16 protein-coding genes and 1 riboswitch are annotated in these 26,575 nt (G+C 52.5%); of the genes, 4 read left to right on the top strand and 12 right to left on the bottom strand.

The window, feature by feature from the left end; translation table 11 throughout:
* Nucleotides 1–246: 246 nt before the first annotated feature.
* The 3 genes from pulA to ACFQ3W_RS04630 all read right to left on the bottom strand — a co-directional run bounded on the left by pulA (nt 247) and on the right by ACFQ3W_RS04630 (nt 8,509).
* Nucleotides 247–2,214, bottom strand: a complete 1,968-nt coding sequence (gene pulA, locus ACFQ3W_RS04640) for a type I pullulanase (RefSeq protein WP_379317086.1) — start codon at nt 2,212–2,214, stop codon at nt 247–249.
* A 5-nt stretch (nt 2,215–2,219) separates the two neighbouring features.
* The gene (locus tag ACFQ3W_RS04635) at nt 2,220–4,361 is read right to left on the bottom strand and encodes an amylo-alpha-1,6-glucosidase (RefSeq protein WP_379317084.1); all 2,142 of its coding nucleotides are present in this window, start codon (nt 4,359–4,361) and stop codon (nt 2,220–2,222) included.
* A 608-nt stretch (nt 4,362–4,969) separates the two neighbouring features.
* Entirely contained in the window at nt 4,970–8,509 is a 3,540-nt protein-coding gene (locus ACFQ3W_RS04630) for a DUF6359 domain-containing protein (RefSeq protein ID WP_379317082.1), read from the bottom strand.
* A gap of 265 nt (nt 8,510–8,774) precedes the next feature.
* Between ACFQ3W_RS04630 and ACFQ3W_RS04625 the strand changes: the two genes are divergently transcribed.
* Nucleotides 8,775–10,124, top strand: coding sequence for a metallophosphoesterase (locus ACFQ3W_RS04625; RefSeq protein WP_379317080.1), 1,350 nt, complete (start codon nt 8,775–8,777; stop codon nt 10,122–10,124).
* A gap of 285 nt (nt 10,125–10,409) precedes the next feature.
* Here ACFQ3W_RS04625 and ACFQ3W_RS04620 read toward each other — a convergent pair whose 3' ends face one another.
* The gene (locus tag ACFQ3W_RS04620) at nt 10,410–11,846 is read right to left on the bottom strand and encodes an NAD(P)/FAD-dependent oxidoreductase (RefSeq protein WP_379317078.1); all 1,437 of its coding nucleotides are present in this window, start codon (nt 11,844–11,846) and stop codon (nt 10,410–10,412) included.
* A 73-nt stretch (nt 11,847–11,919) separates the two neighbouring features.
* A riboswitch (purine riboswitch) is annotated at nt 11,920–12,019 on the bottom strand.
* Nucleotides 12,020–12,272: 253 nt separating this feature from the next.
* On the opposite strand from ACFQ3W_RS04620, the gene ACFQ3W_RS04615 reads away from it, so the two are divergent.
* Entirely contained in the window at nt 12,273–13,583 is a 1,311-nt protein-coding gene (locus ACFQ3W_RS04615; RefSeq protein WP_379317076.1) for a hemolysin family protein, read from the top strand.
* Nucleotides 13,584–13,652: 69 nt separating this feature from the next.
* Here ACFQ3W_RS04615 and ACFQ3W_RS04610 read toward each other — a convergent pair whose 3' ends face one another.
* Together ACFQ3W_RS04610 and ACFQ3W_RS04605 are read right to left on the bottom strand one after the other, a co-directional pair.
* Nucleotides 13,653–15,092 carry a hypothetical protein gene (locus ACFQ3W_RS04610; RefSeq protein WP_379317074.1) on the bottom strand — a complete coding sequence of 480 codons (1,440 nt, stop codon included), beginning with the start codon at nt 15,090–15,092 and terminating at the stop codon, nt 13,653–13,655.
* Nucleotides 15,093–15,378: 286 nt separating this feature from the next.
* Nucleotides 15,379–16,356, bottom strand: coding sequence for an NAD-dependent epimerase/dehydratase family protein (locus ACFQ3W_RS04605; protein WP_379317072.1), 978 nt, complete (start codon nt 16,354–16,356; stop codon nt 15,379–15,381).
* A 211-nt stretch (nt 16,357–16,567) separates the two neighbouring features.
* Here ACFQ3W_RS04605 and ACFQ3W_RS04600 point away from each other — a divergent pair, with 211 nt between their 5' ends.
* Complete coding sequence (locus tag ACFQ3W_RS04600; RefSeq protein ID WP_379317070.1) at nt 16,568–17,620, top strand: LCP family protein; 1,053 nt, start codon at nt 16,568–16,570, stop codon at nt 17,618–17,620.
* Between the two features lie 4 nt (nt 17,621–17,624).
* Nucleotides 17,625–18,887 (top strand): right-handed parallel beta-helix repeat-containing protein, encoded by a 1,263-nt coding sequence (locus tag ACFQ3W_RS04595; RefSeq protein ID WP_379317068.1) that lies wholly within the window; start codon nt 17,625–17,627, stop codon nt 18,885–18,887.
* A 12-nt stretch (nt 18,888–18,899) separates the two neighbouring features.
* Here the strand turns inward: ACFQ3W_RS04595 and ACFQ3W_RS04590 are convergent, their stop codons facing one another.
* The 6 genes from ACFQ3W_RS04590 to ACFQ3W_RS04565 are packed head-to-tail and all read right to left on the bottom strand — an operon-like array spanning nt 18,900 to nt 26,572.
* The gene (locus tag ACFQ3W_RS04590; protein ID WP_379317066.1) at nt 18,900–20,375 is read right to left on the bottom strand and encodes a sugar transferase; all 1,476 of its coding nucleotides are present in this window, start codon (nt 20,373–20,375) and stop codon (nt 18,900–18,902) included.
* Entirely contained in the window at nt 20,372–21,655 is a 1,284-nt protein-coding gene (locus ACFQ3W_RS04585) for a glycosyltransferase family 4 protein (protein ID WP_379317064.1), read from the bottom strand. Before ACFQ3W_RS04585 ends, ACFQ3W_RS04590 begins: the two co-directional genes overlap by 4 nt.
* Nucleotides 21,577–22,746, bottom strand: a complete 1,170-nt coding sequence (locus ACFQ3W_RS04580; protein ID WP_379317062.1) for a glycosyltransferase — start codon at nt 22,744–22,746, stop codon at nt 21,577–21,579. Before ACFQ3W_RS04580 ends, ACFQ3W_RS04585 begins: the two co-directional genes overlap by 79 nt.
* Entirely contained in the window at nt 22,715–24,001 is a 1,287-nt protein-coding gene (locus tag ACFQ3W_RS04575; protein WP_379317060.1) for an O-antigen ligase family protein, read from the bottom strand. The genes ACFQ3W_RS04580 and ACFQ3W_RS04575 overlap by 32 nt, the downstream gene beginning before the upstream one ends.
* Nucleotides 23,989–25,158: a glycosyltransferase gene (locus ACFQ3W_RS04570; RefSeq protein WP_379317058.1), complete on the bottom strand. Its 1,170-nt coding sequence runs from the start codon at nt 25,156–25,158 to the stop codon at nt 23,989–23,991. The genes ACFQ3W_RS04575 and ACFQ3W_RS04570 overlap by 13 nt, the downstream gene beginning before the upstream one ends.
* Nucleotides 25,118–26,572 carry a polysaccharide deacetylase family protein gene (locus ACFQ3W_RS04565; protein WP_379317056.1) on the bottom strand — a complete coding sequence of 485 codons (1,455 nt, stop codon included), beginning with the start codon at nt 26,570–26,572 and terminating at the stop codon, nt 25,118–25,120. Before ACFQ3W_RS04565 ends, ACFQ3W_RS04570 begins: the two co-directional genes overlap by 41 nt.
* Nucleotides 26,573–26,575: the final 3 nt, after the last annotated feature.

Here is a 26,575-nt window from a genome sequence, read left to right as displayed (position 1 = left end):
TATTTGCTCCTTTTAGTTTACTGAGTGAAAAATAAGGGTAATGTATGGCCCTATTTTTCGAAAATCGCCTCGAGAATGGCTTTTGAGGCGTCATCTACGATAAATAGGTCCATAAAATTCCCCTATTGTCTCGAAAAATGCTTAATTGCTGAGAATAGGTCCAATTTTTACCCTTATTTCACTTTCACTTGCATACAGCACCCCAGATCCAACCGAGCATCTTCCCCAGGATGAATAGACCCTGCCCTACTCCGCAATGCTCAGCACAACCATTCCGATGCCTTGAACGACCAGCTGGCTGCCGCCTAGAGTCCGAACAAACTCGCCACCATAGCGAATCTGCCACGCGCCAAGCTCTGGAAGGCGCAAGGTGACCGCCTCCAGTGACGCAGCGTTGTAGAGCACATACAAGTGGCGTGCCTGATCGCCTCCGGCATGATCCCGCAGTGTATAAGCGACGGTGTGAGCCGGAGCATCTTCAAAGCGCAAATGCTCCCGGATTTCCTCCGCTGTCCGCATGCGAAATGCCGGATGCGCCTTGCGCAGTTCGATCAGGCTCCGCATATAGGCTACGTCATGCTGGTGTGCTGCGCAGCGCTCCCAATCGAGCCAGTTGATCTCGATCGGGGATTTGTAGCTATTTTCCACACCGTCCTTCGTTCGCATAAACTCCTGCCCTGCGTGTATAAACGGAACCCCCTGGCTGGTCATCACGATGGCCGAGGCAAGACGGTGCATAGTACGGCGCTGTTCGTCATTCACTCCGGGAGTAGACAGTACGATTTTGTCCCATAACGTGTGGTTGTCGTGGCACTCGACGTAGTTCACCGACTGTCCGGGTTCCACAGCAAATTGCCGGATCGAGCCGCCATAATCGATGCCCCCGGCGACGCCCCGCTGTACGCTCTCCTCAAAGCCGTCGCCTCCACTGATGAACCCCGTCTTTTCAAACTGGAAAATATCGCCTTTAACCGCGTCCCGAATGCCGTCATTAAAGAAACCGATACCCGGCAGCCGGGCTGCGTTACTCTGATTAGCCCTCGCAGCCTCCGGCAGAACCGTATCCATGATCCACCCTTCACCTAGTAGCATCAATGAAGGGTCTATCTCCTGGAGCTGCCGCCGGATCTCGTTCATGGTATCAACATCAATCAGACCCATTAGATCAAACCGAAACCCATCGATATGGTACTCGCGAACCCAATGAAGCACCGAATCAACAATATATTTTGACATCATCGGCCGCTCCGAAGCGCACTCATTCCCGCAAAACGCCCCGTTTGAAAATGTCCGATCCGGCTTGTAGCGCAAGTAATAACCGGGTACTAGTTTGCTGAAGTGGATCAGGTACCCGTCATATACGTGGTTATACACCACGTCCATAATGACCCGCAGCCCCCGGTCGTGCAGGGCCTGAATCATCCGTTTCAGCTCTGTGATGCGCAGCGCAGGGGAATACGGATCGGTCGAGTAGGAGCCTTCAGGTACGTTGTAATTTTTCGGATCGTACCCCCAGTTGTAATGCGGCTTATTGAGCTTTTGCTCATCCACGCTTTCCGTCGCGTAATCGAAAATCGGCAGAAGCTGAACATGCGTCACCCCAAGCCCGGCAATATTATCGAGACCCGTAGCGATTCCACCATGCCCTTTTGTACCGCTTTCAGCAAGGCCCAGAAACTTTCCTTGGTACTGAGGATCAATGCCGCTGCCAGGATGAATCGATAAATCGCGGACATGAAGCTCATATATCACTGCGTCCACGGATGAATCAAAAGGCGGCTTCTCCTCATTCCAGCCTTCCGGGTTCGTGCTTCGCAGATCGAGGACCACCGCTCTATCCCCGTTTACCCCTACCGCTTTGGCATACGGATCGGCAGCTTCATTCCACTGTTTGCCAACCTTAACACGGTACGTGTAGTAAACATTCGCGCAATCCTCCATAACGGCAAGCGTCCAAGTTCCCTGCACATCCCGCTGCATAGGCAGCTCTTTCTCCGGCTCCCCATCCCAACTTTTGTACAATATCACCTTCGCCTCGGAGGCCGTCGGCGCCCAAAGTCGAAACTTCGTCTGCCCCGGCGTATAGGTCGCTCCAAGATCGTCGCCGTTGTAATTATATTTTGCGTCGAATTCCCCGGAGAAAACGGATATCCCTTCAGTTACCGCCAGGTCGCCGTAATCGACTACAGCATTGCTTTCCTTCTGTACTGACAATGGATTCACTCCCCTTCCTTCAAATTCGGCAATACGTCTTCCGTGTAGGCCCGCAAAATTTCTCCCACGCTCCAAGCCTGGGTAAAGCATCCTCTGCCTGTACATGCAAAATCACCATCAAAAATCTCCGCGATCCCGCCAATGCCTCCATCGCTTAGGTGATCGTCGAACACTTCACACATCTCTTTCGCCGTCTGAACCGCTGCGCTGCTGTAACCGTTTACTTTGCAGTACGCCGTTATGAAAGCCCCCAGCGGGAATGCCCATACCGTCCCCATATGGTAGGCGCCATCACGATCGATCAGCTTGCCGATATAGTGAGCTTTGTAATGCGGATCCTTAAACGAAAGCGAGCGAAGGCCGTAAGGAGTATACAGGTGCTTGTAAACTGTATTTACCACCGCTTTGGCTTTGTACGGAGGCAGCATCGTAAACGGCAGCGAAACAGCCCAGATTTGATTTGGACGGATCGCGGCGTCATTTTGCATCGCCCCATCCAGCTGTTTGACGTCAACTACATCATACAGACAGGCTGCTTCCTCATTCCAAAACCGCCGATTAAACGAATCGCGGACCTTACACGATAATGCATCATATGGCGCAGCTTCCCCGAAACGTTCCGCCAGTTTTGCCATGATACACAGCGCGTTGTACCACAGAGCATTGATTTCAACCGGCTTTCCGTGACGCGGGGTGACCACCCAGTCGCCAACCCGGACATCCATCCAGGTCACCTGATCCAGCCCGCCCCCGGCATGAATAAGCCCGTCCTCATCCATCCCGATGGAAAAGTCTGTTCCACTGGAGTACGCCTCGACAATTTCCTTCAGCTTAGGATAAATCAATTGTTGGATAAACCTGTAATCATCTTCTCCACCGGTGTGTTTCAAATATTCATAGACAGAGTGAAAATACCAAAGCGAAGCGTCTACCGTATTGTAGAGAGGCTCCTGACCATCGTCCGGGAACATGTTCGGGATCAGGCCGTTGCGAAGGTATCGTGAAAAAGACTCCAAAATCTCGCGCGCATCGGCAAATCTTTTGGTCGAAAGCGTCAAACCCTGCAGCGCGATCATCGTATCCCGGCCCCAGTCGGTGAACCAAGGGTACCCCGCCAGCACCGTCTTCAGGCCGGTAGATTCACGGTGAACGATAAAATGATCCGCCGCCTCGACCAACCGGTCTGCAAAGCGGTTGCCGTAACCTGCGTCCTTAACCAGCTTGTCCATCCGCTCCTTATATTCACGGATGATCGTGAAACCGTCCTTGGCGTCCAGCGGTTCGGTAGAGCATTTGAGATAGAACCGTTTATGCTCATATGGCTCAACCGTTATATGGATTTCATACGGCGTATAATGCTGGTCTACACCGAGGAAACCGTTACGGTTTTCAAAACTGTAATAGTGGTTTTCCTCATACAGGTAGGATGGCGTGGCCATCGTCGTGGGGAGGGTTGTGCGATCCAAGTAGTCCCCCTCGGAGGCCATAAACGAGATCGTTAATCCCAGGTTAGCCTCGGGGATAAGCCGCAACTCGTTGCCGGTAAGCCGTGTATTGAAGCGAAGGCTGCCCTTTTCGGATACTTCGCCCGGAGATCGGTAGTTGAACAGCGGGACAAGCGTGACGCTTGTGCGTTCCTTCCCGCCGGAAATGTCATAGCAAACCGTTACGGTGTTGTGGCCGTACTCCATCGCTATCGTTTTGCGCAGCCGGACGTCTTCAACTTGATAGTCATATTCCGGGATGACATCAAGCTTGAAACGTCTCAGGTATTGCTGTCCGTTTTTTTGCCAATTGATATATTGCTGGGAGGCAAGATCGTAGGTTGTATCGCCTATGGTGACCTGCTCCTGCGTCCGGGTAAACACCAGCATGCGATTCACCGGGGCCTTGGCCGAAGCTACCAGATATCCATGCGACATCCGGTAGCCCCCGCCCGCAACAGAATGGTTGGCATAGCCTCCGATCCCGTTTCCAATCAGCCATTCGCGTTCATTGCCCTCCTCAATCGTTCGCCAGGCGCTGCGTCCCAAAATGTACGCTCTGCTGTTTGTTATTGAGTCGTACGCATATGGCGTCTCTCCCGATCCGCCGCTCTGATATTTCTTCTGTATCTTCCCTTTAACGTTCTCTGAAGCATTGCCCATGCCAGTTTATCCCCTTTCGCTAAGGCGTGGCGGCCTCCCCCTAGGCCGTCTACTTAAACGTTTACTCTCTTATATGTGCTGCATTATAACACCGTTTTCATAATTAGGTCAATCGTTTGCACAACTTTGCGTAGAGTAGTGTTGTATGCGCCAACCACATCATTTTTGTGCAGCGGCTAACAGTTTTTGAAGTATTGGCCGCGCTGCATCCACCACAATTGATACATGCGATCATCCATGTCTTGATTTGCAGAAATTGCGGGGGTGAGAACATCTGAAGGACGTCCGCCTGAGTTGTCACTCGGGAAATAAGGGCATTTTGTGGCCCTATTTGGGACAAATAGCTTCAAACTTGAAATATAGGGGAACTTTATGGCCTTATTATTCCATGGAGCCCCAAAAATGCCTCATTATTCTGACTTGAACAAGAAATAGGACCATAAAGTTCCCCTATTTGAACGAACAACACTAAAATGGCCTATTTAAGGCCCTTTTTTACCTCTATTCAGATAAGTTAAACAGGGGAGCACCTTTGTGCCCCCCTGCCTCAACTTGCAGCAGCAATATAGATTTATCCCGTTATGGCTGCTCCAAGCACGAAGTTCGGCTTATGAAGCTTGCTTGCTAATATAGTTCAGGTCCGTCAGGATCAGGTTCGCAAAGCTTTGCGTAATCCCGTTGCCGCATTGTACTGCCACGGACAGCTTGAGCGCACTTAGCTTAACGCTACGTTCAAACGGTGATTTCGCCTTTTGCAGCGAGCTGATTTTGGCCTGCAGGCTGACGGCCGTGCCCTGCTTCTTAATCAGCTTCTTCGCTGTTCCCAGGTCGATCAGCTCGTCAAGGTGAGCGATATCAATCGTAACTTTAAATGAAAACTTAGAGGTCGCTTTGTGACCGACTGCATCCTCCGCAGTTACGACGAGCATGTGGCTACCCGGCGCGAGCCACAAAGGATCAACCTCCTGCAAGCCGCTGATGTTCCGGCCGTCGAGTTTATAGATCGTCTTTTTCACGCCGCTTCCTTGATCTTGAATATTAATGGCAAAAGGAACGGATGACTCCACCTGTAAAAATTGCTGATCTCCCGAGAAAGCAATTTGCGGTGCTGCACGATCGATGTTGACGTACACGGTTTTGGCTGCTTCCGTATTTCCCGCTTTATCCACCGAACGGAACTCAATGATATACTTTCCTTCCTTCGTCAGCACGAAGGATCCGTCCACAGGCGTCCACTCCCCGCCGTTTACGCGATATTCTGTACGATTCACGCCGCTGCCGCCTTCATCCTGAGCTTTGAACGCCACCGTCACATCTGCCTCGTTGTAAACATCTTGCCCGCTTTTTCCGGAAACTACTGCTTCCGTAACCGGAGCAATCGCATCATAAAGCGCTACATGCTCCAGCTTAAGCGGCTTCAGTTGAAACGTTCCCTTGAAGATGGACGAAATTCCGGTGATGTTCACCCGTGAGCCTAACGGAAACGCTTGGTTAAATGCCGCAACGTCGACGCCGGTTCTCCCGTCAAAACGAACGCGTGTCAAGCTGCCATCCCTACCGGCCACGTTAAACTCGAACGAACCGGCAGGAGAAGCTGGCACAACCTCTTTAACTTCAACATTGGTTAATGTGATTAATCGGCCCTGGTTGCTGTCCGTAATCGCATCCTGAGGTTCGGCTGTCGGAAGCGTAGCCGTCCCTTTCTTCTCGATCACAATCGGGTTTTCCAGCTCAACTTCCCCGTTATACAGCGTTTTGGAGGCGCTGATCCGGATCAAATCTCCAGCATGATAGCCGGTCCCGGACTGAAACACATATATTCCAGCTGTGCCATCCTGCATGTAGAAGCCCTGTCCCCCAAACGCTCCCGGCTCAGAAGTAATGACACCTTCCACCGTTACTACTGTGCCGTCAGCTACCTGGCGGGCTGCACTTATCGTAGACAATGCCGGCACCGGCGGATGATCGCCCGGGAGCGGTTCGGCATCGACATTTGCAATCGCTACTGACTTCGTAATGACATTGTCGCTGCCTGACTTTAGTCGAAGGGTGGCGCTGCTGACCGTCAGGCCAGGTTTAAATTGAACGGTGAGTTCCTTGGCCGCATGGCCCTGTGCATTTCCCGTTAAGGAGAATATCGGGCTGTAGTTATAATCGGACCAGCTGCCGTCACTGTTCTTGAATCTTGCGATTTGCTCGCCGCCGGTCACGTAGATGCCGACCTTCAAGCCGGATACCGTCTGTCCTGGCGTCAATCCATCAGCGGTAAGTCGAATTTGAAACTCCTGAGCGCTCGGCAATTGAGCTTGATGAACAAAAGCGTAAACCGGATTCGAGGTCGGCGGCTGGGTTGATCCGTAGGATCCCGGCTTAAACGTCGTCGGATCATACCATTTGTAACCGGCGGCCGGGGCAGCCCATGGTTCCGGCTGAGGTTCAGTTGAGGCTGCTGGCTCCTCTCCAGAGATCAGCGCAGTCGGAGTATCCAGCTGCAGCCCCGGTACCTCGCTGAAGGAGGTGTAGTTTTCATCGTGAGCCAACCATTTCACGGTTTGTACCAGGAACAACCCGTCATTCACTTCTTTGAAGCCGTCATAGGTTGTTTTGGATTTGCCGTTCTCTTCACGTACATATTTAGGCGATGCATCCTCTACAGGCGAAGAGTCCCCGATAAAGGCCGCTTTGCCGAGGCCGAGCTTGGATACAGCCGCAAACGGTCCTTCCGCGCGTCCGCCTCCGTTATACACACCGCTATCCACCGCATTGTTCCATGCAGGAATACCCGTAGGAACATACACAACGCCTTTCGCTTTTTGCGGATCCAGAATGGCAACGGTTGATCCCGCGTGGACGGCAACGGCCGAAACGCCCGACGTAATGCCAAACGCCTGGGACGGGCTGACAATATCGGTCGCGTTTACGTCCCCGATCGCATTATAACGGAAGCGCGCGCCGAAATTGTCGGCGAGCCAATCCGAGCTGGACAAGCCTTGCATCGCCGGAGAATTGGCCTCTTCGGCAGCCATTCCCTTCGCCGGGTTTTCATAGGCTCCACGCCGGTATCCGTTGAACACCTCGGAAGAATCCCAGCGATTCTTGTTCCGGTCCGCATTATAATGATCGGCAATAAAGAACACGGCACCGCCGTTTTGAACATATTGCAGCAGCGCTGCTTGCTCCGAGGTTTTGAATGGAATATTTGCTTCCGGAATGATGAACACATCATAGTTCTTCAAACCATCGTAGGTAATTGCCGATTCGCCAAACGTATACGGAACCTTTCTGTCTAGCGAATCTACCGTAAACCCGGACGTACGCAGACCGTCGGCAAAGTCGGAAAATGCTCCGTCAATGACCCAGTCGGCTGCTCCAGCCGTTTGACCATGCGCGTTGTCGAACAGCACTTTTTTACCGGTTCCGTCCGGCAATGTCGGCGTTTGACCCGGGTCTGGAGTTACCGGGCCCTGGCCAGGATTTTCACCACCGGGGTTTTGTCCAGGGTTCTCGCCGGGAGTCCCGCTTCCCGGATTTTCGCCCGGCTGCTCCGGCGAAGCCGAAGCGAATTCAATCGCTGTAACGCTTTTTAAGCCAGGAAAATTGTTATATGCACTGAGTGTGCCGGACACAATGACCTTTTGCCCGACAATACTTGGGTTGGTTTGCAGCCCGTACTTCGCTCTAAGACCGGAGGGAATCTGTACATCGATCAGCTTCGCCTGATCCTGTTCCCCGGTAGTGTCTGCCATCAAAAAGTTAATATCATTGCTGAAAGGCGATGTGAAATCGGCAGTCAGGGAACCGGACGCATGACCTACAATGTACCCAGTCACCTGGACAGCTTCGCCGCTATTTCCTTTTGCAATAGCCTGAGCTACACTAAGCTGTGCCGCAGCCGCCGGTTCCGCAAGTTGGGCCCCTTCCCCGCCAGCGTTCGTATTTACCTGCACCTCCGGTGCAGCTTGCGCATCGGTGGAAGAAGGCTCCGCACCAATCGTCAAAGCGGCCGGCTGATCCGCAGCTATGGACGCATTCTGTTCCGAATTCGCCGATTCTGCCCCCGCATAGGGCGTAAGGCCCGGCATGCCTGTTACCACCAGTGCTCCAGCCAAAATAAGGCCAAGCAGTTTGTTTCTCCAAGACGTGCCCATAAATGTTCGATGCCTCCTCAGATCTGGTATTGGACTACCTAACCATCATATTTTTAAATAAAACGCAGATTATTTCCTTACTGTTAAAATATTGTAAAATATCGAATCCTTTTGCAAGTGTCTTAGCTCCTATTCCTATTTTTCGGGAGGAGGCACAATATCTCATCTTACGGAGTTAAAAACAGCACAGCGCTTCTTCTTCGCTACGTATAAAGTAGATTTATTTCCATTCAATAGTCATTGTTAAGAGGGAGACGTTAAACCTATGGGGAGAAAAACCTATTCCCGTTATGCGTTTAGGTGGCTGCTAGTCCTAGCTATGCTGGGGGTCGGTGGCTGCGATTTATTCAAGCAGCATGATGCCCCTGTCAAACCGGTCACTGGAAAGCCGCTTGATTTGTTTGTTGCCACGGATATCCATTATCTCAGCCCGAAGCTGCATGACAACGGCCAAGCCTTTCAAACCTTTATCAGTGACGGTGACGGGAAACTGCTGAGCTATATAGACCAGATGACGGACGCTTTCACCGAGGAGATTTTCCGTAAGAAGCCACAGGCGCTCATCTTGAGCGGAGATCTTACGAGCAACGGAGAAAAGGCAAGCCACGAGGATTTGGCCGCAAAGCTGGGGCGGATCGAAGCATCGGGGACGGCGGTTTATGTCATCCCGGGAAATCACGATATTTTGAATCCGTGGGCCCGGAAGTTCAAGACCGATTCGCAATATAAAACCGAGTTCATCACGCCGGATCAATTTAAGCAGATATATGGGAATTTTGGGTACAACGAGGCCATCTCCAGCGACAAAACGACATTAAGCTATCTGGCCGCGGCTTCGGACGATCTTTGGCTGCTCATGCTGGATACGAGTCAATATGACAAAAACACGTTGTTCGGGGTTCCCCAGACTGACGGGGAAATTCCCGGCCCAACTCTTAAGTGGATTGAGGAATGCAACGATTTGGCGCAAAAAAAGGGAGCCCGTATACTGACCGTCATGCATCACAATTTGACGGACCATACGACCGTTCCGATGGAGGGGTTCACCCTAAACAACAGCAAGGAAGCCATTCGCACGTTCAAGTCGGCTCGGCTGAATCTCATATTGTCCGGCCATATCCATATCCAGGACATCCGGGATGCCGGGGACGGGATTTACGATATTGCGACCAGCGCTTTTGGTGTATATCCGCACCATTATGGGGTCCTTCATTACGAACCCAAGCCTCATAAGGTCAGTTATCATACCGCACAGGTAGATGTGGCGCAGTGGGCGCAGGATCACCATAGCACGGATGAGCACCTGTTAAATTTTGATGCTTATGCACGTCAGTTTTTTGCAGACCATTCATACGCGAAAGCCTATCCCTCATTAAAAGACCTTGATTATTCCGAGGAGCAGAAGAAACAAATGGCACATGCCATGGCGGAGATCAATGTGAGGTATTTCGGGGGTACGGTGGAGCAGGACAGGGCGCAGTTGGAGTCGTTGCCAGGCTATCAGCTATGGCTGAAGGCTAAAGCCCCTTTCATGACGGATTATATCAAAAGCATGCTTGAGCCGAAAAAATTGGACAACAACTCTCTGGAGGTTATTCTTCAAGGCACCACCTAGCACTAAATGTATTTAGTGCAGCTAATTTAGGGCTAATTGCCGATTTTCGAATTTTAGATGTATTTCATACACTTATATCGGGGTGATTCGGCCTGGCTGGAGTATTTCACCCTATTTAGATGCACTTTTTGCATTTAAACGTCTGGGGTTCCCTATAATACCGTGTTTAACTGTAGAAAATACATCTAGTCAGTTCAAAGACAAACAACGGGTACCGTCCTTGCAAACAAGGATCGTACCCGTTTTTCATATCTCTGAGCGAATAGTCGGCGCCCGCACATTAAATCAAACGCCCGCTTTATCCAGCATGCCGCGAGCGATCCAAACGCCTGCCGCTCCGGCCTGAGCCAGGCCGCGCGTAATGCCCGCACCGTCTCCCCCGCAGAATAAGCCTTCGATTTCCGTCTCAAGTGTCTCGGTCAGTTTCGGACGGGCGGAATAAAATTTCGCTTCCACGCCGTAGAACAGCGTGTGCTCTGAGGCAATCCCCGGCGTAACCTTATCGAGAGCCTCGATCATTTCGATCAAGCTTTTCATCGTGTTATAAGGCAGGACAAGACCGAGGTCTCCCGGCACCGCTTCCTTCAGCGTCGGCTCGAGGAACCCCTCTGCAATCCGTCTTGCGGTCGAGCGACGGCCGCGAAGGATGTCCCCGTATTTCTGCACGATGACACCGCCATTTGATAAATCGTTCGCCCGCTGGCAGATTTCCCGCGCATATTCGTTCGGCTTATCGAACGGCTCGGTAAATTGATGCGAGACGAGCAAAGCAAAGTTCGTATTCGCCGTGCCTAGGGCAGGGTCCTTATACGAATGGCCGTTGGCTGCCATGACTCCGCTGTGATTCTCGACGACGACGTGCCCGGAGGGATTGCTGCAAAACGTGCGGACTCTTGTCCCGACGGACGTATTGAATATGAACTTCCCTTCATACAAATGCTCGTTAATCTCACGCATGACCACGTCCGACGTCTCCACGCGCACCCCTACGTCCACCTGATTATTCGTCATTTTGAGTCGACGTTTCTTCAAAATTTCCGTCAGCCAGGCCGAGCCGTCCCGCCCCGGGGCTACCATCACTAAATTGGCTTCATGCGTCTCCCCGTTTTTCAGCGTAATTCCGCGAACCTGATATCGGCCATCTTCTTTTTCTGTGATCAGGTCCTCTACCTCAGCCTTGAACATCATGTCGATCCGCTCATTCAGGTATTCGTAAATCGACCGCATAATCTCCAGGTTTTGCTCCGTGCCCAAATGACGAACCTGCGCCCGCAGCAGCTTTAAGCCCGCAGCATATCCCCGCTGCTCAATATCCCGGACCGCATCGGTCATTGGATCTGTGATAGTTGTCGTAGCCCCGTGCTCCAGATTGATCGAATCAACATATTTGATCAGCTCGAGTACCTTTGACGGTGCGATATAATCGCTTAGCCATCCGCCAAATTCGGTAGTAATGTTGAATTTTCCGTCGCTGTAAGCTCCGGCTCCGCCAAATCCCGCGGTGATGGAGCAGGCTGGCAGACAACCGGCAAACTCCTTCCGACCGGCTGCGGGAGGGCACAATGTTATTTTCTCCTCCAGGATCGGACAACGACGGCGGTAAATATCATGTCCCTTATCCACCAGCAGCACCTTCCATTGAGGCGCCTTGCGCGTTAATTCATAACAAGCAAAAATGCCGGCAGGTCCGGCGCCAACTACAATTACATCGTATTTACTCATCTGTTTCCTCCTGAGGTTCTATAGTGAACATATGGCCTAACGGCAGCAAAAAAATCCCGGCTATGAAATAGGTATGCAAAAAGCACCTATTCGTAGCCAGGAATTTATGGTTCCTTGTAGAGACCCCGGGCCCGTATTGCCAGGGATATACGAATAAAAATGAACTATGTTGTTGAACTGTTACAAGAGAAGTATATGCAAATCAGACGTACGAGTCAAGGCCATTTTTATATTAATATTCGTGATTAATTAAATTATAATTGCCTAATAGGATTATTAAGCCAAATACACAGTCAAAATCCGAACGTTATCGCTTACCGCTTGATCCTTCAAACGTTTTGATTCGCTTTCAGCTAGGATCATAATATATAATATAATTGTGAATTTATTATTTTATATTTAAAACACAAGGAGTAGATGCAGAGAATGGACAGTGACAGGTTTTTGGGTGTTAACTTGATGTTGGTCGTGATTCTTATCGCTTTTACAGCTTTTTTCGTTGCGGTAGAATTTGCGATCGTACGGGTTCGGGGCAGCAGGGTGGATCAATTGATTGCGGAGGGGCGCAAAAACGCGCGTGCCGTCAAGCAGGTCACCTCCCATCTGGACGGCTTCTTGTCAGCCTGCCAATTGGGGATAACGATCACCGCGCTCGGACTCGGGTGGCTGGGGGAACCAACGGTAGAGAAAATGCTTGAGCCGGTTTTCCATAGTCTTCAAGTGCCTCAAGGGCTAGGCCATGCCCTTTCTTTTATTATCGCGTTTGTCGTTATTACTTATTTTCATGTGGTTGTTGGCGAGCTGGCGCCTAAAACGATGGCCATCCGGAAAGCGGAGGATATCGCCCTACTTACCGCGAAACCGCTCATTATGTTCACCAAAGTGATGCGTCCCTTCATCTGGGTTTTGAACGGGTCTGCTAATCAGTTGGTACGCCTGTTTGGGATCAAGCCGGCCTCGGAGCACGAGGAGGCTCACTCGGAAGAGGAGCTGCAAATCATTATTAACGAGAGCTTTGAGAGCGGCAAAATTAATCAAAGCGAATACGGCTATGTAAACCGGATCTTCGCCTTCGATAATTTGCTGGCCAAAGAAATTATGGTGCCGCGCACCGATATGGTGTGCTTGTATACTGATAAGACGCGGCAGGAAAACCTCGACATTATCAAAGAGCAGCAGTATACCCGGTTCCCCGTCGTGGATGGAAACAAGGATAACGTTATCGGAATTATAAATACAAAGCAGTTTTTTCTTGCCTATGAGAGCAATCCGAATCTGGAGGTCGCCTCGATTTTGCAGCCCGTGATGGCGGTTTCGGAGGTTACCCCGGTCAATGAATTGCTGAAAAAAATGCAGCAGGAGGGCACCCACATAGCCATCCTGATTGATGAATACGGAGGAACGGCCGGTCTCGTCACGATTGAGGACATCCTTGAGGAAATTGTCGGTGAGATCCGCGACGAGTTTGACAAAGAGGAGGAAGAGCCGCTCGTTCAGCTTAACGACAACCATGTTGTAGCGCTAGGTACAGTGACGGTCAACCAAATCAACGATGTTTTGCTCGCCGACTTGAGTACGGAGGAAGTGGATACCATCGGCGGCTGGCTGTATGGCATGAACCCCGGCATGAACGTCGGCGAGACGCTAGAGCACGAGGAACTCACCTTTAAATTGCTGGACAAAGAACCGCACCGTTTTAGAAAGCTTGAAATCATAAGGCGCCCCTCGGGCTCCTAAGTTAGGCAAAAAACACCGGAGCGGTAAAAATGCTCCGGTGTTTTTGCTTTTAATTACTTAAGCAGTCCGCTACCTTAACAGACGCTTTCTTAGTTCCCTCACTTCGTCATCTCGCGGTACTTCGTTTCCGTAACGTACTTTATCGTATAACTCCGCGAACGGCTTCGGTTCCGCCCCGCCGGGATCTTTTGCAGCTTTGCTTATCCGGGATTTCATACCGCCCATTCTGCGGGCTGTCTTCTTGGAAAACCGTTTGTCCCTCTCGAGAAGAATGTCTTCAGCGGTTTCGAGCGGGGTCAGATAGGACTTGATACCGTACCCATCCTCGGCTTCCGCGCGAAGCAAGCTTCGGTACAGGAAGCGAACACGCTCGCGATTATCGCGTAAATCCTCCAAACGCTCAGCCCTTCTTCCTGCGCGCAGCCACCCCGTCCCGGCCTTTTTCCATTTCTGCATCGCCGTTTCCCAGGTGAAGAGGCTTTTCTCTTCGTCATGATAAGAGGTATTCTCCTCCCTGCCCTCTTCCCTTCGCAGTAAAGCCATGAGCCGATTCCAGGTCCGGCGCCACATGCCTCCGGCATTACGGTACAAATAGTAACCCAGAAAACCAACCAGGGCTAGCGTAATCAGTGCCCCAATCGAGTAGAAGGCAATATCCAGGATACGCGAGAGCAGGGTAGGCCCGTGGTGTTCTACCGGAAAAGGAGACTCCGGTGGAGCGGTTTTCTGAACCTTCTGCTCGGGCGGTACTGGCTCCGGCTGTGAGCGAAAAACCCATTGCAGTACAGTATGCAACAGCTTCCACAGCATTTGGCCCAACCAGCGGCCTGTACCTATTGCGAGCACCAGAGATACAAGGATGATTCCCATAATAAACAAACGGTTATGGCGGCTTAAACCGCTCGGCAGGTGCTCTTTAGGATCGCCTGATAACGTGTTGTATCGCAAGTAATGATGGTTTGTTATGAATAGTGTTAGGATCAAACAGGCAATGCCCGCCCATGTCAGGAGCGGGACTGTTTCCTTCAGCTCGGGGATGCGCGGGAAGAAAATACCTGAGGCAAAATATAGTCCGATGCCGATCCAATGCAGCTTCATGTATCCCTGCCGCGATGAGACCGTCGTACCCTGCAGCACGGCTAATGCATAAACCGCAAATAGCAGTACCAAAGAAGCATAGAAACCAACTAAAGAAACGGAGTTGGAAGTTCCCTCCTGGCTCTGGGAAGGCAAAGCCTGCGCAGCAGCGGCTATGGCCAAGGCTCCTCCGAGCAGCACAGCGACGATCAGCCGCTGCCATAGCTTGGGAAGCCGAGGGCATGTCAGCACCCCCGCAAGGGATAGAAGCGGCAGAACGCCCAGCCAAACGGGGGAAAGACCAGATGGCAGCAGATGTACGGACATAAGCACCCAGGCCGGCAGCAGGAGCACCATTTCGATCAGACAAGACAGCCATTGGCGAAAAGATTTATAAAGGTAAGCGGAAACGTCCAAGTTCATTTTAAACACCGAAGCCTCTCACATTTGAAAATGCCTGTTATGAATGAGTGCGCCTGCACTCTCATCTGTCAATTTTCGTTATTTACATGAAAAGTCCTGCTTCTTCAACCGAAGAAACAGGACTTTTTGCCAGGTATGTAACCTATCCAGATGATTTTACGCCAGCCCAGGGCTCAAATTTTCATCATCCAGGGTACCGGTTCAGCGCACTCGAGTGTTTAAATGTATTAAGTACATTTATTTTTGAACATTTGAACGTACTCGCAAAAATAAATGCAAAAAGTGCAGCCTCAAATCATATTACCGACGAAGCCTCGCTATAGCTTACCCCTGCCCGCTGCACAAGCATTGGATTTTGCCGCGCATCGAGCTCAAAGTCAACCATTTCCCTGAGTCCTTCATAGATAGAATAGGATGGCTCCCACCATAGGATATCCCTAGCCTTACCGTTATCCAGCACGCTATGCTCTATATCACCAGCCTGCGCCGGGAGAAACTGCGGATTAACGTTTCTGCCGCACAGCTCCTTCAGTATTCCCACCGTCTCCAAAAGTGAGATTCCCGCCCCACTGCTGATATTCATAATCTGCTGTTCCCCTGAACGGAGTGCCGCTACATTCGCTTCGGCGACGTCTTTAACATATATAAAGTCCCGGGTCTGCAAGCCGTCCCCATATATCTCCAGAGGCAGCCCTGCCATAATGCGCTCCACAAATGCGGTCAGCACTCCGTCTTCACCGGTTCGGGATTCCCGAATTCCATACACGTTAGCGTAACGAAGGATTGAATAATCCAGATCATGGCGCAATGCAAAAGTTTCAATATACATTTCCGAAACCCGTTTGGAAACGCCGTAAAATGACAGTGGTTCCGTGATATGCGTCTCCTTTATAGGAACCTGCCGAGGATTGCCGTACACAGCAGCCGACGAAGCAAAGACGATTTTTTGCACATGATAACGCGCACATAGCTGAAGCAAACGAACCGTTCCCATAATATTTGTCTCGGCATCATCCAACGGATTTTGCAGGGACCTACGAACGCTAACCTGCGCGGCTAGGTGAATCACGCTGTCCGGGCGCTCATCGGCAAATATTTTCTCCATCTGCTCTGATCCGATATCCTGCTGGTACACAGTAACCCCCAAGTCCGAAAACAACCTGCCGACATCAGGTTTACGGTCTACAACAACAACTTGGTCTCCCACTTCTATCAATCGCTTGACCGTGTAGCGACCGATAAATCCAGCTCCTCCAGTAACTAACACTTTCATCTCTTTCGCCTCTCCCATTTCCACTATTTTACAATGAATTCGTCATCTCAACACCTTATGTCAGGTTTGGCCTGAATATACTTGGGGGAGTTGAATATTTGAAAACATTTCTGAAATGTCGCACATTGCATAGTGTCCGGTCGCCACGAATATACTGCTATGAAACACTTTAAAAGGTCGGAATCAGAATCAATGTGACGGAGTGGAAAATATGAAAATACCCAAAAAAATTGTTATTCCGGTCTCCCTATTGCTCGTCCTAACGGTATGCGCCTTGTGGCTGTACTTTCGATTTGAGCCCTCACGCCATTTTAGCAGCGCCGATATTCCTGTACTCGCCAAGCCAACGTACACCTCGGATTTGAGTGGGAACAGGCAGAGTTCGAAAAAGCAGGCCATTAAGAACGGGGTTAGCCCCAACAACGGACTAGCCGCTCCTTCCCCCCGTGATACAGCTGACGGCAAGCTTAAAGAAATTCAAGGCGCCAAGGGAAGCTTTAATATGCTTCTGCTGGCTGTCGATGCCAGAGCCGAAGAAGCCTCGCGTACCGACGTGCTTATGCTTGTCCACGTCAATCCGGCCAATCAAACGGTTCGCCTCGTCTCAATTCCCAGGGATACACGGGTCAATCTGCCGGGAATCGGCCTCACCAAAATTAACCATGCCCATGCGCTCGGAGAAATGAAAGGAAAAGGCGTTCACTCCGGTACCACGGCAGCGATTCAGGCGGTCAGCGACTTATGCGGCTGTACGATCAACTACTACGTAAAAACCAATTTTGAAGGGTTTGAGCACTTCATCGACACCATCGGGGGCTTGGACGTCGAGCTCGATGTCCCCGTTAAGCTTACTTATGACCACCTCACGCTGCCTGCCGGAAAACAGCATTGGGACGGGAGAACGACGCTCCATTTTGCCCGTGAGCGCAAGTCTCTACCGGAGGGGGACAGCGGTCGCCAGGAGAACCAAGCGCTTGTTCTGAAGGCGATCGTCCAAAAGCTGCTCAAGCCGGGCAATCTGGCGCAGATTCCTGCCCTGATCGACCAGGTAAAGGAAGATATTCTCGATACCAATCTGTCCAAATCCGATATGATTAGCCTCGCCTGGATGGCCAAGGACGTCGATGCCGGAGAAATAACCTATGCCCAATTTCCGGGGAGCAGCGGCAAGGCTTATGATCCGCTAGTAAAAGCCGAGCTCTATTACTGGATGCCGGATTTAACGGCTTGGTCCTCCGTGTCCGAGCAATTGCTGGGGGATTAATGCAATGGGTATTTTTCAAAAGAAACACCGAACCTTCTGGCTGACCTGCGCCCTTCTTGTATGCGCTGCTATCGTCGCCTTCGTGCTTCTCCAGCATTCGCCCCTCTTCCAGAGCAAATGGGTGCTTGATGTAAAAAAAGCCGGAGCGAAGGGCGATGGGGTCAATGACGATACGGATGTCTTCTTGAAGGTGCTGCGGCAAGCGGCTGATGCCGGACACGGTGCCGAGGTGATTGTGCCGCCCGGAACCTATTCTTTAAGGCTGGACGAACCGTTGCCCCTATACAGCGGTGTTTCCATCCGGGGGCAAGGCAAGCCCGTGCTAAAGTTCCGGAGTCTGACCGGAGTCCGGAACGGCTTTGAGGCTGTTGCGGCGTCCGGAAGGCATATCCGTATAGACGGGATCGTCATTGACGGCGGACATCGTTTAACACGCGGCATCAATGTGCATACCGGGTCTTACGATGTAGAAATCAGAAACAGCGTCATCCGCGATTTAAGCCAGTCCGAAAACCCGGAAAGCTCGCTTTATTCCGCGGTCGTCTCGGGCATTATGATTTATGGAAATACGTCGAAAATAACGATTTCAGGCTGCACGATCACGCAAATTTCTGCGTCTCATGGACAGCCCGTAGCCAGAGGAATCATGGTGTGGAGCGAGCCGGGGAAAAATATCGCCCGCTTCGTTCGTATCATCGGCAACGAAATTTCCCATATCACGCCGCGAGAGGATGCCGATGGGATTTACTTCGACAAACCTCCGGCCGACGCTCATTTATCCGAATCCGTGATCGAAGGCAACTTCATACACCATACGGCGAAACGGGGAATCAAAATCTCCACTCCCGGCGTCACTGTAAAGGACAATCATATTGTGAACCCATACTCCGGCAATAACCGTTATTTACGACCTGCCAAAGATCCGCTTCCGCAGGATATGTATTCAGCGATTTCTATTTACGCGAGTCAAGTTACGGTATCGGGCAATACGATCGATGGAACGGGGAGCTTCTATGCGGCGATTGAGGCGGATATTGGCCCTCTGAACGGAATCGTTATTGAAAATAACCAAATTTCCGGCGGTTCCTCCGGCACGGTGCGGAATACGAGCGGAATTCGACTGGGTGCGGTTCACGGATTCACCGTGAAGGAGAACACGATTAGATATGTGCAGACGGGAATCCGCTTATCGGAAACAGCCACGGCCGGTCACCTTGCCGGAACGGGGAAAATCGCAGATAACCAAATTCAGGAACGCAAACAGTAAAACCCCATTCACTTAAGTTTGTGATGGGGTTAGTGTTTGTGCTGAAGCGGGATTCGGGTCCAGGGAATTCGCAGCCGGATGCGCAAGATGCGTAGCTCCAGCTAAGCTGGACAAAGCCAGCACAGCAGGTGCGGGATTGGCGGTAGAGGGCTCCACACCTTTTGCCTGTTCCCGCTGCAAAATAACCCGTATCGTCTGAAACAAAATGCGAATATCCAGCAGGAAGGAATATCTTTTGATGTACATCAGATCATACCTGAGCTTATCGGAGGGAGTCGTTGCGTAGCCTGCCATAACTTGGGCATAGCCGGTCAACCCCGGCTTTACAAGCAAACGGTATGTATAGTGCGGCAGCTCCTCCTTAAACCTTGTAACGAAAAAGGCCCGTTCCGGCCGTGGTCCGACCAGACTCATGTGTCCTAGAAGCACATTGAACAGCTGCGGCAGCTCATCGATGCGGGTCGCTCGAATGAACTGACCCAGCCGTGTAATTCGGGCATCTTCTTTCCCGGCCAGAACCGGTCCGGTAGCCGCCTCAGCGTTCTCGATCATGCTGCGAAACTTGTACAGGGGAAATGGCTTTTCCGAAAGCCCGATTCGCTCCTGGACAAACAGCGCTTTGCCCTTCGACGTTAAAGGAATGACGAAAAACATGATAAGCATGACCGGCGATGCTATAAGCAGCAGAAGCAGCGAGATCACGATGTCCGACATGCGCTTGAGCACGCGCTCCGGCAGCGTAAGCTGCGGCGGCATCAGGGAATAAACAAGCAGGTCATCGATTTGCTGGGGCTCGGCGTCCGCCAAATACAGCTCATAGAAGTCCGGTACCATGATGACCTCCACATTTCTTTGGCCGGCAAGCCGCACCCACTCCGCCTTGGCCGACGTGGACAGGCCCGGACCAATCCATATGGCTTCGATGCCAACCCACCAGCCATCCGGCATTTCCGCCCGCACATCGCCGACTTGCAAGATTCGCTCAATGCGAAACCATGGCTTTCCTTCAAGCATCATTTTTTGCAGAGTGGCTAGGTCTCCGGCTTCGGGGGTGACGATTGCGAGCGTCCGTTTTACGCTGATTCCTTTGCTCTGCGCGTAAAATAACAGCAGACGTAGGCCAAATGACAATACCATTTGAATAAGGAATGCCGCAAACAAGATGCCTGGGGATAAGCGGAACGAGCTCATCCAATAGCTATACACGATCAGCTCGGCAGCGATAAACAGTTGAGCAAGGAACAAATTGAACAAAAATTGCGAAGGTTTCCTCCGACCGGCCAAATCATACAGATTAAAAAAATAATTGGTTGTTGCTGTAAACAACGCTAGCCACGGCATATTTTGCAGAAATGAATCCCACTCCGTGATTGGTGAACCGCTGTGATTAAGGAATCTGTACGCCAGCAAAAAACTGAAATAGATCAGCAGTCCATCCAGCAGCAGCAAAACGGCCTTCATCCCGTTATTCCGAAACAGCTTGATCAAATACTTCCTCTCCTTTCCCCTGCGCCAGCAGAAACCTTCGGCTCCTCGCAAAGGGCATGACCATAACTCTGAACTCCCAATGACATATATATCTTGCTAATTTCCGCCCGGATGCTCATCAAATCATACTGTGCTGCGAGGCCGCGGCTGTACTCGCCCATAAGCTGCCGCAGTTCCGCATCCTTATACAGCTTCTCAAATGCATCCGCCGCCCCGGTATCTCCGACCGGGACAACGTATCCGTTGTGCCCATCGGTAACCAGATCCCGGCTGCCCCGCACATCTGTTGCCACCAGCGGCTTGCCAGCTGCAAGACCCTCCAGCAGCGCCTTTGGCAGCCCCTCCCGCCGGGACAGCAGGCCCAGCACATCGGCAGCCTGAAGCAGCCGCGGAATATCCCGGCGAAAACCGAGGAACCGGACCTCCTGCTGCAGTCCGAGCTCCGCCACTAGCCGGCGGTACTCCGGTTCTGCTTCCCCCGTTCCGGCCAGAAGCAGGACGGCTGGGATGCTGCGGCTTCGCAGCTCACGGACGGCCTCAATCAGTTGCTGCTGATTTTTGTTCCGATTCAGTTCTGCGATGCAGAGAATGGCGAAGTCATCAGGCTGCAATCCCAGCTCTTTCTTTAGCTGTATCGACGTGAATTCTCCGCTCTCCGGCATAATGTTGCTGCCATATGCGGCAAGATCAACGCCGACGCCGGGAACATATACCACTTTCCCGCGAACCGGAAATGCGGCAGCCCGCTCGTAATCTTCCCGGTTAATCGTCACCAGTACATCCGTAAGCCGCGACAGCATCCTCTCCATCGGGTAATAGAGCAGCCAATTGCGCCATGGGGCCCCGCTGTAAAAGTGAAACCCATGAGCGGTGTACACGACATTACCGCTTCCGGTCAAGGCCGCCGCCAGGCGACAGACCACGCTCGCATTGGGGGTATGTACATGGATGAATTCATAACGCTCGCGCTTCAACCACTTCATCAGATCAAACAACGCCTTCACATTTCCGATAGCCAGCGGACTGCGGCTGAACGGAAGATCGCGGCAGGTGAAGCCGTCCTTCTCCACCTCTTCGCGGCAGTGATCCGGCGCAGCGTAAGCGTGGACCTCATAGCCGCGCGCACGCAAGTCATGCATAAACGGAAGGTGAAACACCGCCAAATGCGAGTAAACGGTAGCGACGTAGGCCGCTTTTCCCTTCATCCTTCCTGCACCCCGTTTCGCAGCAACGCCGCCGGCAGCTCCCGACCGCACGCCTGCCCGTAAATGTCGGCCCATTTCTGAGCAACACGCCCGATTTCATAATGCTCCATGACATGCTCCCGCCCGTGCTCTCCCATGCTAAGGCGCTCCTCGGACGTCAATACCATAAGCCGCTCCATGGAACGGGCGAGCGCATGATGATTTTCGGGCTCCGTCACATATCCATTCACCCCGTCCAGAACGACCTCCTCATTCCCGCCGACCCGGGTGGCGATAATCGGCAGACGACTGGCGGAGGCTTCCAATAATACGATGGGCAAACCCTCCCACTTGGAGGACAGCACAAAACCATCAGCAGCGCTCATTAGCTCGGAAATGTCGGTGCGGATTCCCAGGAAATGCACCTTTTCCTGTATTTCGAGCTCTACTGTCCGCCGCTCTATGAGCGGCAACTCAGGACCGATCCCGGCGATGAACAGCCGGCTGTTCGGGTATTTCCTCAGCACCTCGGCAAAAGCGTGAATCATGACCGGGTAGTCTTTCTCCGGGACAAAACGGCCGGCGGCCAGCCACATGAACGGCTCAGCCTCCCGTCCCGGACCTGCAGCTAGGTCGAGCCTGTCGCGTATCTTGCTGCGCCTATCCCCGCCTCCGCCAAACTGTTCCAAATTCACGCCGTTCGTGATCAATTTGATTTTGCGGGCGGGCGCTATTTTTAGGGAGATATACCGGTCTACAGCTTCCCGGCTGACATTCGTCAGCAAATCACCAAGCGGATCGCTGAGGCGGTACAGCCACTCCCGCACTCTTCCACCTTCATTTATACTGTGGGCGGTACAAATCAAGAACGGAATTTTCACAAACAGGCGAGTAACCCGAGCCAGCAAATTGGCATGGACCAGATGACTGTGAACGACATCCGGCCTCATCTCCCGAATGATGCGGGCCAGCCGAAAAATCGCCCGGGGATCGGGGACGCCCTTTTGCATGCCTAGGCTTTGCACCTCGACCCCCATCTCCCGCAGCTCATCTAAATAGGCCACCGGCGGAATCATCGTGACCAGCCTGATCTCGCAGTTTCTGGCCCGCAAATCCCGGCATAGCAGCACTACCTGACTCTCCGCCCCCGCGTAATCAAACCCGGTGATAAGAAACAATATTTTCATGGCTTGTAGCGACTCCTTTCCCGATTCTCTCCGGCAGCAGTGCCAGCGCAACAAAGGCCATCACCACATATTCGTAGTTGAACCCGAAATCGCCGCTCAACATGGCGTAGCCGATGCATTGTACCAGCAGAATGGCGAGCACCGTGGCGTATCTAAGGGCGGCCCAAAGGGAAAACAGCACAGCGAAGGTCCACATGGCAAGACCAACCACCCCCAGCTCGGCAGCCATTTCCACGATGATATTGTGCGGGAAATCCCTGGCCAGAGGCGGAGTAACCCCGCCGAGACCCGCCCCGAAAAATGGCGATGCATCTAATTTCTCGGCAGCCTTGAGCTGCAACTCCACCCTTCCAATAAAATTATCGTCCCCCTGGAGCCGAGCCCTGTCGAAAAGCACCGTAAATCGACTGCCGCCGACCCAGTCGCCAAGCTGCTGTCCATACATTGAAAAGCCGGCACCTGCCATCAAAAGCAGCAACAGCGCCGGAATCGCAAAACGCGACAGCTTGATCGACTGTTTTTTATCCCGATATTTACGGACAGCCCACACGATGAAAAAGAGGGCATTGGCGATGAGAAAGGCCGCCAGCGGTCCCCGGGACTGCGTAGCCAGCGCCGACGCCATTGCTGCCCCAGCAGCAATGACCCGAACCGGGAGCGGAATGGACCGAGCCCACAGGCAAACGGTCACTGTCAAAAGCGAAGCCCGGGCGTTAAAGATCGGATTGCCGCCGGGCAATGTCAGTCTGCCGGGATATTCCTCCAAGTAGACTCCAAGCAGCAAATGGGCGATCGCGTAGGTTAAGCCGGCCCAGGCTACAACATTCCAGGAGAAACGGCCGTATTTTTTGTAGACGATGTAAATGTATATAGCCGGCACAACGCCATGGGCCAACAGGACGATTTCCTTCATCAAGCCTTCCGATTCCGAGGGGGCCCAAGCCAAGGACAGCAGAGCATACACGAGAAAAATTCCCCACAGCCAAAACCCCTGATCTCGCAGGAACCCCCACGAGGAAGTCGGCTTATGCAGCAGGGCGACCGCAACCGGTAGCAGCGGCGCTGCGATCAGGAGCAACAATGCCTGCCCCGGCAGCACCATTTTGTAAAAATAGCCAAACAGGTCAAAATAAATGCAAAAAGCAAACAAGTAGCCGGCATCCACCTTCATCTTGAGAACTACCAGGCACTGCAGAATAAAGAAAACGGCTGTCCCCACCAAAAGCACGAGCCAAACCAAGCTCAGACCGGACATGGCTCGCTCCCTCTCTTCCGGCTCGTAATTATCCGTTCCATAAACTCGATTCTAGCCGCCTCCTTCACCGCGGTATCCAGATGGCGGACATCTTCACGCTCCACCCTTCTTCCTTTCCACGCGTGAACAAATTGTTCGATTTCTCCGAGGCTGCGGACCATGTTTCCCGGCTCGTTGGGAAGCTGCAGTACAAAGGGAACAGGCTCCGAGAAGTCCGTCTCCCGATAAGCCGTAATCACCGGCAGGCCATTCGCTAAGTACTCACGAACTTTTAGCGGGGATGCTTCCTCCATCCCCTTGCGGTACAGTGCCAGCGTACCGATCGCGATGTCGGCCTGGTCGAGCAGCGGCTGATAGCGGCTGCGCAGCAGCTTGCCGTGAAAATGCATGTTGTCGGGAACCGGCTGCGCCAGCTCCGAACGGTCCATGCCGATTACATCGAACCCCCAATCCGGTTTAACCGCGGCAAGCTCGGCAATCTGATCAACTCCGTGCCAGGTTTGACCTGCCGACCCGATAAATACGAAGCGAACGGATGACTCCACGCTGGCGCCCGCTGCTTCATGAGCTTCTGCATCAGTCCATGGCAACGTGTTCCCTTGAGTTGTTTCATGTTGCTGTAGATTAATCCCGTTGCCGATCACCTTCACAGCTTTACCTTCGACGAAACGCCGAAAAGGCGCCGCCTCCGCCAGCTCTCCGCTGACGAAAACGAACCCGGCAGGTGCAGTCAGCACCAGGCGGCGCGTCAGGAGATGGTAGCCGTAGCGAAGACCGCTTTTTTTCTTCTCCAGCACCAGTTCAGCGACGTCATTCGTATTGATTTCCAGTACCGATGGGACCTCACGTAGCAGCCGGGGGAGCGAAGGATAATACAAATCAAAACGGTGGTATACGATATCGGGCTGCCAGGCGCGCAATTTGGCCAGCAGCACTTTAAAACGGGCTTGGCGCCCTAACTTGCCCCGGTACGTTTCGGCAATGATGCGAATGCCCGCCTCCTCCGCCTCGCGCCATTCGTCGCCGCTGCGGCTGGTAAACAGATACATGGCAGGTTCATGCTGAAGCGCCCGCCACTCCCGCGCCTGGGCGAGCACTTTTTTGAACACCCCGCTGTCAGGCCCTTCGTTCCAATGGATCAGATAAGCAATTTTCAAGCGAAATCCCCCTCCCTTCTTGTTCCGAATTCAAACCCCGCCGTTCCGGCTCATTCCCCCTGCTCAGGCTTCCGCCGGTACGCTGTCCAAGCATCTCCAAACATTTGCGGTAAACGTCCCGTTCCGATGATTTCAACAGCTGGCTGTTGTGCCATAGCAATGTAAAATCACCGCGATATTTCATGCATTCAACGTAAAAATGGCGAATCGTTTCATACGCCTGCTCATGCGTAAGCCCCATATATTCCGGGTGTAAAATCGTCTGGTCCATGACGAGCAGCGGACGCTCCCTTAGAGCTAGCGCCTGTCCGGTCCTAAGGTTAAACACCGGATACTCGTAGCAGACGCCGCAGCGAAAACCCGCCCGGTCCGCAAAACTGAGCGTGCTGTCGTACTGCAAACCGGCGTCCTCCCAAAACTGCCAAGTATCCGGGGCTCGCCACCGCAAGTAATGCTGTCTTCCTCCCCAGCTCTGCTGTGTGATGTCGTTCGCGGCGGCGATCTCCTTCAGCTTCTGAAACTGTGAGTGGATGCGCGCTGGATTCAGATATGTGTTGTAGCTGGGATGCAGGCCGATTTCATGACCGCGGGTATGAATTTCCCGAAGCAGCTGCTGGATTACCGGATCGTCGATCGCATAATTACCGTCGATTCCCGGCTTTGTCTCTTCCGTGATGAAATAGAAGGCGCTGCGAATGCCAGCCTGCTCGCTGAGATCCATCAGCCAACTGAACGTGTTGTACGGGTCCCAGGCGAGGTTGCGTCTGGCCTTGTACAGCATTTTGGCTTTTTTCCAGCTCGACTCGATGTCCCCCCGTCGGACAAGATCCATCAGGATGTCCCGCACCATGCGCAGCCGGTTGCGTCCGTAAACGTAATAAGGGAAATCCACGTCATGGCTGATTCGAATATTCGGTTCCCGCAGCCTACGGCGCAGCTCTGGCCAAAGCTGCTTCATGAGCTGCCACAGCAGCTCCACGTATTCATTGATGATCGGACGGTGGAGGAAAGACTCCAGATAAGCAAGAGATTGCTTGGCCGGAAAACGGTCGAGCCGGTCCCGATCCCGGATAACCAGCTCTTCATATCGGGCCAGCATAAACAGACTGCTTCCAAAGATGTCGATACCCAAATAGATGCCGCCCTGCTCCGACTCGATATATTGCCCTGTCCCACCAGGCTGTCCGTAAATAACCGGCATGAGCGGAACGCCCTCGGCTCCTGGAAGCTGAAACCGGTTCAGGGGGCGCCGGGGCAAAGAGGAAGGCGTCAGCCATAACGAATCCGGTGTTTGCAGTAATATATCCGGCATACGCAGCCTTGGCCCTGTGGACAAATCGTCGGAGCTGTCTGAAGCTAATCGAAGCTCCGTCCCCGTACGTTCCTCGTAAACGACGTTATAGGCCAGGCCCATGAA

The sequence above is a fragment of the Paenibacillus puldeungensis genome, assembly GCF_042678945.1.
GTDB lineage: Bacteria > Bacillota > Bacilli > Paenibacillales > Paenibacillaceae > Fontibacillus > Fontibacillus puldeungensis.
This window is presented reverse-complemented; position numbering and strand designations above follow the sequence as displayed.

What these genes read in the sequence shown, in the direction of transcription:
- ACFQ3W_RS04635 (WP_379317084.1), bottom strand. Translation starts at nt 4,361, where the DNA reads ATGGGCAATGCTTCAGAGAACGTTAAAGGGAAGATACAGAAGAAATAT.
- ACFQ3W_RS04630 (WP_379317082.1), bottom strand. Translation starts at nt 8,509, where the DNA reads ATGGGCACGTCTTGGAGAAACAAACTGCTTGGCCTTATTTTGGCTGGA.
- ACFQ3W_RS04625 (WP_379317080.1), top strand. Translation starts at nt 8,775, where the DNA reads ATGGGGAGAAAAACCTATTCCCGTTATGCGTTTAGGTGGCTGCTAGTC.
- ACFQ3W_RS04620 (WP_379317078.1), bottom strand. Translation starts at nt 11,846, where the DNA reads ATGAGTAAATACGATGTAATTGTAGTTGGCGCCGGACCTGCCGGCATT.
- ACFQ3W_RS04615 (WP_379317076.1), top strand. Translation starts at nt 12,273, where the DNA reads ATGGACAGTGACAGGTTTTTGGGTGTTAACTTGATGTTGGTCGTGATT.
- ACFQ3W_RS04605 (WP_379317072.1), bottom strand. Translation starts at nt 16,356, where the DNA reads ATGAAAGTGTTAGTTACTGGAGGAGCTGGATTTATCGGTCGCTACACG.
- ACFQ3W_RS04600 (WP_379317070.1), top strand. Translation starts at nt 16,568, where the DNA reads ATGAAAATACCCAAAAAAATTGTTATTCCGGTCTCCCTATTGCTCGTC.
- ACFQ3W_RS04595 (WP_379317068.1), top strand. Translation starts at nt 17,625, where the DNA reads ATGGGTATTTTTCAAAAGAAACACCGAACCTTCTGGCTGACCTGCGCC.
- ACFQ3W_RS04585 (WP_379317064.1), bottom strand. Translation starts at nt 21,655, where the DNA reads ATGGGCCGACATTTACGGGCAGGCGTGCGGTCGGGAGCTGCCGGCGGC.
- ACFQ3W_RS04580 (WP_379317062.1), bottom strand. Translation starts at nt 22,746, where the DNA reads ATGAAAATATTGTTTCTTATCACCGGGTTTGATTACGCGGGGGCGGAG.
- ACFQ3W_RS04575 (WP_379317060.1), bottom strand. Translation starts at nt 24,001, where the DNA reads ATGTCCGGTCTGAGCTTGGTTTGGCTCGTGCTTTTGGTGGGGACAGCC.
- ACFQ3W_RS04565 (WP_379317056.1), bottom strand. Translation starts at nt 26,572, where the DNA reads ATGGGCCTGGCCTATAACGTCGTTTACGAGGAACGTACGGGGACGGAG.